The organism is Aeromonas sp. R1-1 (genome assembly GCF_040908495.1).
GTDB lineage: Bacteria > Pseudomonadota > Gammaproteobacteria > Enterobacterales > Aeromonadaceae > Aeromonas > Aeromonas veronii.
In genome coordinates this window covers 1-8,449 of record NZ_JBFODV010000080.1, presented here as the reverse complement: position 1 = coordinate 8,449, position 8,449 = coordinate 1, and the positions used below count along the sequence as shown (strand labels likewise).

General features: G+C 58.1%; 10 protein-coding genes. 4 read left to right on the top strand and 6 right to left on the bottom strand.

Annotated elements, in window-relative coordinates; translation table 11 throughout:
- From AB5Y92_RS04785 to AB5Y92_RS04775, 3 genes are all read left to right on the top strand, one after another.
- The coding region (locus tag AB5Y92_RS04785; RefSeq protein ID WP_368225786.1) for an assimilatory sulfite reductase (NADPH) flavoprotein subunit at positions 1–1,489 on the top strand (1,489 nt) is incomplete at its 5' end.
- Complete coding sequence (gene cysI, locus AB5Y92_RS04780; RefSeq protein ID WP_368225784.1) at positions 1,489–3,213, top strand: assimilatory sulfite reductase (NADPH) hemoprotein subunit; 1,725 nt, start codon at positions 1,489–1,491, stop codon at positions 3,211–3,213. The genes AB5Y92_RS04785 and cysI, both read left to right, overlap by 1 nt.
- Positions 3,203–3,997, top strand: a complete 795-nt coding sequence (locus AB5Y92_RS04775) for a phosphoadenylyl-sulfate reductase (RefSeq protein WP_139409024.1) — start codon at positions 3,203–3,205, stop codon at positions 3,995–3,997. The genes cysI and AB5Y92_RS04775 overlap by 11 nt, the downstream gene beginning before the upstream one ends.
- A gap of 79 nt (positions 3,998–4,076) precedes the next feature.
- On the opposite strand, the gene folA is transcribed toward AB5Y92_RS04775, so the two are convergent.
- From folA to AB5Y92_RS04755, 4 genes are all read right to left on the bottom strand, one after another.
- On the bottom strand, positions 4,077–4,568 hold the full coding sequence (folA, locus tag AB5Y92_RS04770) for a type 3 dihydrofolate reductase (protein ID WP_368225782.1): 492 nt from the start codon (positions 4,566–4,568) through the stop codon (positions 4,077–4,079).
- Between the two features lie 18 nt (positions 4,569–4,586).
- Positions 4,587–5,054, bottom strand: coding sequence for a threonine/serine exporter family protein (locus tag AB5Y92_RS04765; protein WP_139410234.1), 468 nt, complete (start codon positions 5,052–5,054; stop codon positions 4,587–4,589).
- Positions 5,051–5,848, bottom strand: a complete 798-nt coding sequence (locus AB5Y92_RS04760) for a threonine/serine exporter family protein (RefSeq protein ID WP_005348133.1) — start codon at positions 5,846–5,848, stop codon at positions 5,051–5,053. Before AB5Y92_RS04760 ends, AB5Y92_RS04765 begins: the two co-directional genes overlap by 4 nt.
- Positions 5,849–6,083: 235 nt before the next feature.
- On the bottom strand, positions 6,084–6,419 hold the full coding sequence (locus AB5Y92_RS04755) for a DUF3135 domain-containing protein (protein WP_199416427.1): 336 nt from the start codon (positions 6,417–6,419) through the stop codon (positions 6,084–6,086).
- A 393-nt stretch (positions 6,420–6,812) separates the two neighbouring features.
- Here AB5Y92_RS04755 and mog point away from each other — a divergent pair, with 393 nt between their 5' ends.
- Complete coding sequence (gene mog, locus AB5Y92_RS04750) at positions 6,813–7,343, top strand: molybdopterin adenylyltransferase (protein ID WP_005348144.1); 531 nt, start codon at positions 6,813–6,815, stop codon at positions 7,341–7,343.
- Between the two features lie 82 nt (positions 7,344–7,425).
- Here the strand turns inward: mog and AB5Y92_RS04745 are convergent, their stop codons facing one another.
- Together AB5Y92_RS04745 and AB5Y92_RS04740 are read right to left on the bottom strand one after the other, a co-directional pair.
- Complete coding sequence (locus tag AB5Y92_RS04745; protein ID WP_005348146.1) at positions 7,426–7,827, bottom strand: DUF2541 family protein; 402 nt, start codon at positions 7,825–7,827, stop codon at positions 7,426–7,428.
- A 167-nt stretch (positions 7,828–7,994) separates the two neighbouring features.
- Positions 7,995–8,204, bottom strand: a complete 210-nt coding sequence (locus tag AB5Y92_RS04740; protein ID WP_005335219.1) for a YgdI/YgdR family lipoprotein — start codon at positions 8,202–8,204, stop codon at positions 7,995–7,997.
- Between the last annotated feature and the right edge of the window lie 245 nt (positions 8,205–8,449).

Below are 8,449 nucleotides of genomic sequence, written 5' to 3'. Positions count from 1 at the left end.
CAAACCCAAGCAGCTCAAGAAAGAGAGCCACCTGCTGGTGGTAGTGAGCACTTACGGGGAGGGTGAACCGCCGGAGAGCGCCGTCGATCTGTTCGAGCAGCTTAAAAAAGGCAAGATTGGCAAGCTGGACGGGCTCAAGTTCGCGGTACTGGGGCTGGGTGACAGCTCCTACGAATTTTTCTGCCAGACCGGCAAAGATTTTGACAACTTCCTCGCCACCGCTGGAGCCGAGCGCATTTATGAGCTCGCCAGCCTCGATGTGGATTATCAGGATGCAGCCAAGTCGTGGGGCGAACAAGCGCTCAACGCCATTGCCACGACCCTCTCTACCGGTGCTGCCAGCAACAGCGTAGCCAGCGCGGTGCAGCAGGCGGTTGGCCACAGCCAGTACAGCAAGGAGAACCCCTTCCCTGCGCGCCTGTCGGTCAATCAGAAGATCACCGGCCGGGATTCCACCAAGGATATCCGCCATATCGAAATCAATCTGGCCGACTCCGGCCTCACCTATCAGCCGGGGGATGCCCTCGGTGTCTGGTTCGACAATGACGCCGAACTGGTGGGCGAAGTGCTGGCCCTGACCGGCCTCTCTGGTGATGAAGCCACAGCCCACGGCACCTTGCGCACCGCACTGACCGGTCACTTCGAACTGACCCGGCTGCACGGCGGCTTTATCACAGGGCTCGCTGATATATCGGACAACGCAGCGCTGAAAGATCTGGCTGGCGACAAGGCCCAGGTCAATGCACTGGTCGCCTCTACTCAGGTGGTGGATGTGCTGAAACGCTTCCCGACCGCGCTCACGGCCGAGCAGCTGGTTGGCCTGCTGCGACCCCTCACCCCACGCCTCTATTCCATCGCCTCCGCCCAGAGCGAAGTGGAAGAGGAGGTGCACCTGACCGTCGGTGTGGTGCGTTACCCGCAGGAGGATGGCACTGTGCGCTCTGGCGCAGCCTCCTCCTATCTTGCGGATCGGCTGATTGAGGATGGCGAGGTGCGGGTATTCATCGAGCACAACGACAACTTCCGCCTGCCGCAAAACCCCGACACCCCCGTCATCATGGTGGGCCCGGGCACCGGCATCGCCCCGTTCCGCGCCTTTATGCAGGAGCGGGAAGCGCAGGGGGCCGAGGGCAAGAACTGGCTCTTCTTCGGCAACCCCCACTTTACCCAGGATTTCCTCTATCAGGTGGAGTGGCAGCGTTATGTGAAATCGGGGCTGCTGTCGAAGATCTCCCTGGCCTTCAGCCGGGATCAGGCCAACAAGATCTATGTGCAGGACCGTCTGCGTGAAGCGGGCCAGGAGCTCTACCAGTGGCTGGAAGCAGGCGCTCACTTCTATGTGTGTGGTGACGCCAACAAGATGGCCAAGGATGTGCAGGAGGCCCTGCTGGATGTAATTGCCGAACACGGCCACAAGAGCCGTGAGGAAGCAGAAGAGTATTTGAGCGAATTGCGTCGTGCCAAACGTTATCAAAGGGATGTCTATTGATGAGCAAACAACCTCTTTCTCACCCAAAAGCGGGACCGGTCGAAGGGCCGCTGGCCGACAACGAGCGCCTCAAGCGTGAGAGCAACTTCCTGCGTGGCACCATTGAGCAAGATCTGCAGGATCCACTCACCGGCGGCTTCAACGGCGACAACTTCCAGCTGATCCGCTTTCACGGCATGTACCAGCAGGATGACCGCGACATCCGCCCGGAGCGCGCCGCCCAGAAGCTGGAACCGCTGCACAACGTCATGCTGCGTGCCCGCCTGCCGGGTGGGATCATCACCCCGGCCCAGTGGCAGATCATCGACAAGTTCGCCGAAGAGCACAGCCTCTACGGCAGCATCCGCCTGACCACCCGTCAGACCTTCCAGTTCCACGGGGTATTGAAGCGCGACATCAAGCTGATGCACCAGACCCTCAACAGCACCGGCATCGATTCCATCGCCACCGCCGGCGACGTGAACCGCAACGTGCTCTGCACCAGCAACCCGGTGGAGTCCGAACTGCATCAGGAGGCCTACGAGTGGGCCAAGAAGATATCCGAACACCTGCTGCCCAAGACCCGCGCCTACGTGGAAATCTGGCTGGACGGTGAAAAACTGGGGCAGGATGAGGAGCCGATCCTGGGTTCCAACTACCTGCCGCGCAAATTCAAGACGACCGTGGTGATCCCGCCTCATAACGACGTGGATATCCACGCCAACGATCTCAACTTCGTGGCGATTGCCGAACACGGCAAGCTGGTAGGCTTCAACGTGCTGGTGGGCGGCGGGCTGGCCATGACCCACGGCGACACCAGCACCTACCCGCGCAAGGCGAGCGATTTTGGCTTTATTCCGCTCTCCCACGTGCTGGAGGTGGCGGCCGCCGTGGTCAGCACCCAGCGCGACTGGGGTAACCGGGTCAACCGCAAGAACGCCAAGACCAAGTACACCCTTGAACGGGTTGGCGTCGAAGCCTTCAAGGCCGAGGTGGAGAGCCGCGCCGGCATCCAGTTCGGGCCGGTTCGTCCCTATGAGTTCACCAGCCGTGGCGATCGCTTCGGTTGGGTCGAGGGGATCGACGGCAAGCATCACCTCACCCTGTTTATCGAGAATGGCCGCCTGCTGGACTTCCCGGGCAAGCCGCTCAAAACCGGCATGCTGGAGATCGCCAAGGTGCATCAGGGGGATTTTCGCCTGACCGCCAACCAGAACCTCATCATCGCCGGGGTGCCTGCCAGCGAGAAGGCCCGCATCGAAGGGCTGGCGCGCCAATACGGCCTGCTGGATGACGGCGTGAGCGAGCAGCGCAAGCAGTCCATGGCCTGCGTGGCCCTGCCCACCTGCCCGCTGGCGATGGCCGAAGCGGAGCGCATGCTGCCGGCGTTTGTCACCGACATCGAGGGCTTGCTCACCAAACATGGGCTGGCGGATGACGCCATCATCTTCCGGGTCACCGGCTGCCCCAACGGCTGCGGCCGCGCCATGCTGGCGGAAGTGGGTCTGGTGGGCAAGGCGCCCGGCCGCTACAACCTCCATCTGGGGGGCAACCTGGAAGGCACCCGCATTCCGCGCCTGCACCTGGAGAACATCACCGAGCAGCAGATCCTGGCCGAACTGGACGCGCTGATCGGCCGCTGGGCCAAAGAGCGCAATCAGGGTGAGTGCTTCGGCGACTTCGTGATCCGGGTTGGGGTAATTGCCCCCGTTATCGATTCTGCGAGGGACTTCTATGCCGCTTAATCTGCCGCTTAATGTCACTGAAGATGGCCGCCTTGACCTGCAGGCACTGCTGGCCCTCGGCCGTGAAGAGCAGGCCGAGGCGCTGGCGCCCCTCAACCGGGAGCTGGATACCATGAGTGCCCCCGAGCGGGTTCGCTGGGCCCTGGCCAATCTGCCGGGGGAGCATGTGCTCTCCTCCAGTTTCGGTATTCAGGCGGCGCTGATGCTCCATCTGGTAAGTCGCGAACGGGCCGACGTACCCGTGGTGCTGACCGATACCGGTTATCTCTTCCCCGAGACCTACCGTTTCATCGACGAGCTGACCGAGCGCCTCGCGCTCAACTTGAAGATCTACCGGGCCGAGCTCAGCCCAGCCTGGCAGGAGGCGCGATTTGGCCTTTTGTGGGAGCAGGGGGTGGAGGGGATCACCCGCTACAACCAGCTCAACAAGGTGGAGCCGATGGACCGCGCCCTGCGTGAGCTGGGGGCCCAGACCTGGTTCTCCGGCCTGCGCCGGGAGCAATCCGGCAGCCGTGGCAAGCTGCCGGTGCTGGGCATCCAGCGAGGCCGTTTCAAGTTCCTGCCGGTGATCGACTGGAGCAACAAGGATGTCTTCTACTACTTCAAGGAGTTCGACCTCCCCTACCACCCGCTGTGGGAGCAGGGTTATCTCTCGGTGGGCGATGTCCACACCACCGCCAAGTGGGAGCCGGGCATGAGCGAGGAGCAGACCCGCTTCTTCGGCCTCAAGCGCGAGTGCGGTTTGCACGAGGAAAATGGCGAGAACGACGGCTCTGGTATCTAATCCCGTCTTGAAAACCCAACAGAACATCAAGGGCATCCGAAGATGCCCTTGATGTTATTTACCCATTAGCATTCGTCCGTCAGCGGCGCTGCCAGGTCTCGAAGCTATAGGGGTGCGGGTTCTTTTCATCGGCAGGGTGGCTCTCGCAATCAACGCGTTGCCAGTGGCCATCGTCAAAAGCGGGGAAACGGGTATCCCCCTCCACCGCCAGATCGATTTGCGTCAGATAGAGGCAATCCGCACTCGGCAACATCTCGGCATAGAGATGACCACCACCGATCACCATCAACTCCTCCACCGAGCTGCCTGCCAACAGCGCCAGCGCCGCCTCGACGGAACCCACCACCTCAATGCCCTCGACCTGATAGTCGGGATTGCGGCTGATCACCAGATTGCGCCGTCCGGGCAGCGGTCGACCGATGGATTCGAAGGTCTTGCGCCCCATCAATACCGGTTTACCGAGGGTGACACGCTTGAAGTGAGCCAGATCGGCAGGCAGATGCCAGGGCATCTGGTTGTCCTTGCCGATCACCCTGTCGTGGGCCATGGCGGCAATCATGGAAATCTTCATGGGGCCTCTCACCGTCTGTCAGATTATGGGGCGGTTACGGTACACGACCAGAGAGGGGATCGCCAAACCGAAACTGAGGGCACCGACGATAAAGAGCGCCTTGAGGCCGTTCTCCACCGCACTCTGGAGCAACTCCATGGTCACGCCATTGATGTTGAGCTCTACCACCGCAATCATGGTCTTGAACGCATAACTACCCGGGATCATCGGAATAATCGAGGCAACGCTGAACACCGGACGCGGTGCCAGCAGACGGCGCGACCAGTAGACGCAGACAAAGCCGACCGTAGTCGCCGCCGCCAGCGTCGCCCACTCGATGGGCATGCCGTAGTGGATCAGCAGGGTACGCAGGCTGTGGGCCAGCGCGCCGCCCATGGCGCAATATTTCAGCATCCGTGGCGGCACGTTGAACAGCATGGCAAACCCCACCGCCGGAATGGAGGACCAGAAGGCATCCTTGGCCAGTAGCCAGAGCAAATCCATCATACTTTCCACCCCCAGATACCGGTGACCGACATGGCCAAAATGATACCTATGGCGGCGCTGATGGTCAGCAGGGTCGCAGTCCCCCAGCGGGCCAGCCCCATGTTGAAGTAGCCCTTCACCATATCTGAGACCGCATTGATCAGCGGAAAGCCCGGCACCAGCAGCAGCACGCTGGCCGCCATGGCGAGATAGGGCTGGTCACCCCAGTTGAAGAAGGTGGCGCTGGAAGAGAGCAGGGTGGCGATAAAGCCGGTGGCGGCAAAGTTGATGAGCGGGCTGTGGTGATGGCGGGCCATCAGCTGGCGCACCCGCATCGCCACGGCAGACGAGAAGCAGGTCACCAGGAAGATGGGCCAGTCACCGCCAAACAGCAGGCTAAAGGCGCCACAGGAGAGCCCCACCATGGGGACCACTAGCCAGGGGTGATAGTGAAAGGGGACGATGGCCTCGAGCCGCTGGCGCACTTCACGGGCACCGATCAGCTCTTTCTCCGCCATGATGCAGATCCGCTGGATCTCGCACACCACCTGCATGTTGATGCCATGTTCGCGCACCCGCCGGGTAGTGGTGACGCAACCCCCCTGATAGAGACTGGTGAGCACGATGGCACTGGAAGAGATGGCCATTTCGACACTCTCCAGCCCCAGCGCCATCCCCAGCCGCACCGTGGTCTGCTCGATGATCCGGCTCTCCGCCCCGAACTGGGCCAACATCTGACCCACCTTGACGATAATGCGGGTGATCTCTGTCTGTTGCTCCCGCGACAACACCCGTCTTGGTGTGATACTTCTCATAATCCCTTCGAGTCGTAGCAATAAAAATTTCGGCCATATTAGCCTAACTTTTACTGTTATTCATCCATCCCTATCACAACCTGACTAATAAGTTATTACAAGAAGGAGAAAAGAAATTACATCACAAATACATTACGACTAGCATTAAAAACCATAACAATCAGGTCGCCAGCAATTCCCTTTATTATGGCCTCACCGATTTGACTGAAATATCAACCAAGGGGGTTATTGCAGATTATTTACGACGTCGATAGTCAGCCAGACGGATTATTTTACCACTGCCATCGCTTTCAGGCGGATGGTCCCCCTCTTCTCTGAACTGGCTCATTTCGCTGCGCATCAAATAAAAAGATTCCCGCATCATGTTGGTAATCCGAATACAGCTATCAAGATTGTTTTTCGCCAGACGGCGCTGACCATCAATCTTGAACTGCAACCCGCGCAGACGGCGCCGCTGATCGGGGCTCGCTCGGGCCATCAACTGGTCGATCTGCTGCTCCAGAATCGCATCCAGCCGGGAGGGCTCACTTGCAGCCAACTCCTTCAGGGTGTCAAAATCAGGCAACTCCATATGCCCTCCTTGGCGACTATTGCTGGCAACACACTGCGGTACCACACCATCACGTCCCAGCCATATAAATCTGTATATACGACGCGGCTAAAAAGGGTTCAATCCATCCACTGGGGACTAAACCGGACAATGGTCACTACGAGGGTGTCTATCTATTTTAATTGTGTTTGGAAACAAGCGATTGTTTTTAATTCATGCGAGATAAAACACTTATACATTTTAGGTTGTGATTTTCTGTTTTTTATTGCAAATAAAAATCCGGGTGGCCTTATTTTGCTTCATTCGACACTTTATTCTTCCCTCACCGACCCGCGTCACCTCCTGACGGTTTAACATATCTCACTGATTATGTTATTTTAATTGCCACTTTTATCGGACATTCAAGAGCAGACCATGAGCAAGGCAAAAATCGGTATCGTCACCGTCAGCGATCGCGCCAGCGCGGGCATCTATGAAGACCTCTCCGGCAAGGCCATCATCGACACTCTGAACGCCTATCTGACCTCGGAGTGGGAACCTGTCTATCAGGTGATCCCCGATGAGCAGGAGCAGATTGAAGCGACCCTGATCCGGCTGGCGGATGAGGAGCAGTGTTGCCTCATCGTCACCACAGGCGGCACCGGCCCGGCCAAGCGGGATGTCACGCCGGAAGCGACCGAAGCGGTATGTGATCGCATGATGCCGGGCTTTGGCGAGCTGATGCGGGCCGAATCCCTCAAGTTTGTGCCGACCGCCATTCTGTCGCGCCAGACAGCCGGACTGCGCGACGACACCCTGATCGTCAATCTGCCGGGCAAGCCCAAATCAATCCGCGAATGTCTGGATGCAGTATTCCCCGCCATCCCCTACTGCATCGATTTGATGGAAGGGCCGTATCTTGAGTGCGATGAAACCGTCATCAAGCCGTTTCGGCCGAAAAAATAGCGAACCCAACCATAAAAATAATGGCGAGCCACGGCTCGCCATTATTTTTAACTCATCTGTCTGCGCAGAAAAACCGCATCACTTATTTGCGGCCAAATACTTTTACGCCCGCTTTGCTGCGCTCTGAATTACCGTACACTTCGATTTTTTTCACACAACGGCGTGAACCCAGTGATTTCCACTCGGTCTCTTTATCACTGCTCATTTCCCGATCGAAACGAATGGTCTTGGTACGATCACCACCATAGGTCACCACCACCCGATCCAGGGTCAAATCACGCTCCGCCTTCACCTTGATATATTTGGTCTGACGGCAAATCACCAAAGGAATTGTCGCACCATGATCACCGGCTCCCAGTAAAATAGTCCGCCCCAGCGTGAACTGATCGTCACCGGCATGGCTGGCTGACGCCACCACCAGCAAGACACCACCCAGCAAGCTGCGTGCAGAAAAACGGGAATTCCAGATAGACATCAAGGACATAACACCTCCAATAAAAAATGGAGTGTGATGATAAGGGTTAAACCATAACGGAAGCTGTATCACGACTGAATTTGCTGCGAATGTGCGGGGATAAACAGAGGAACAGCGGGAATTTTCGGCGAAAATGAGAAGAGCCGCAGATAGCGGCCCTTGCGGCAAGAGAGCGCTTAGCGCTCCATGATTTGGGTCACGTCATCTTTCTTGATCATCACCTCACGCCCTTCATGATCGTAATAGCGATACATGCCGGTACTCTCATCCAGCTTGGGTTTGCTCTCTGTGGTGATCATCTTGCCATCCTTGGTGCTCATGATGTATTGGGAGCTGCATGCCACCAGCCCCAGGGCGCACACCAGGATCATCATCAGTTTTTTCATTGCGGCCTCTTCTGCGATCATCCTCACCACGAGGATGTTTCTTGAAGCCTAGTTCAATCGCACGGCACGGGATGACGAGATGAGCAAAGCGGGATCGCCGTCAATAATCAGCGACTTAGCCTCGCTATCTGGCCGGGTGGTGAGCGCAATGAAAAGGCTATGTCCCAATTACGTGTTGCATGGGGCGCCCCAGCGCCTCATGCAAACATGCTTTGATATTCACCCCCCTCCCGTAACGCTCCAGC